We start from the raw sequence: 893 nt of genomic DNA on the forward strand, positions 1-893 counted from the left end.
ATACTATTATCTATCATAAAAAGCGTATAATATGAATGTTTAGTAACTTGATTAAATATTTTTTCAATATTTTCGACAATTTCTTTCCAATAGTCGCTAATAAAGTCATTTATTATACCTTCTTTTATTTCCGTTTCTTCATAGTCAATTTCTCCTTCTGTTAATTTTGGAATTAAAACTTTATCTCCTGTTCCTACTATTTTCAAAATATTAAAATTATCCTCCGCTGTTTCTAACTTATCTAGTTCATCGGATATTTCCACATAAAAGATTCCTTGTTCAAATATTTTCAAAGTAAAGTATGTATAAATATTTTTATTTTCTATTTCAAATACAATAGGTGCTAAAAAAAAAGTATGATAACTAGAGTAGGAATCCATAGATATACAGTTACTGTAATACCCTTCAGACTCTAAATAATTTCTTCCGATATATTTTAATATCTCTTTATAGAATTTTTGTTTTTGAAAAAGTTGATGGTTTTCAGTAATTTTCCCAAAATTCATTTCATTTTTTCTCTTAAACTTACCAAATGCTACGACCGGTAATACTTCCATTATTTTACTTAAATCATAGTTATCAGAGTTCTCTACTACATTTTCAAAAACATGATAATGATATATGTATCTATTGCCTTTAATATTATTCACTAAAAACTCTCCTTTGCACCTAATTTTATATCAAAATTGTATATCTAATTTACAGATTTAATTTTGTAAAGATAGTTATTTTTTCCTTGCTTTAACAAGCTTTTTGCATTCCTCTACTAACCAGTGTTATAATCTAATTAACAAAGTTATTAAGCATAATACACCAATCCCCTCACTATCGGAAGTAGTGAGGGGATTTTTAGGTGTGGCTATAGTCGCCTATTTTTTCTTATCGTTGCGATT

Annotated in this window: 1 protein-coding gene; it reads right to left on the bottom strand. The window is 26.4% G+C overall.

The features are described from left to right. The coding region (locus IEZ21_RS49280; protein WP_189327915.1) for a hypothetical protein at positions 1-650 on the bottom strand (650 nt) is incomplete at its 3' end. Between the last annotated feature and the right edge of the window lie 243 nt (positions 651-893).

Origin of the sequence: Streptomyces flaveus (assembly GCF_014647675.1) — a bacterium.
GTDB classification, from domain to species: domain Bacteria; phylum Actinomycetota; class Actinomycetes; order Streptomycetales; family Streptomycetaceae; genus Streptomyces; species Streptomyces flaveus.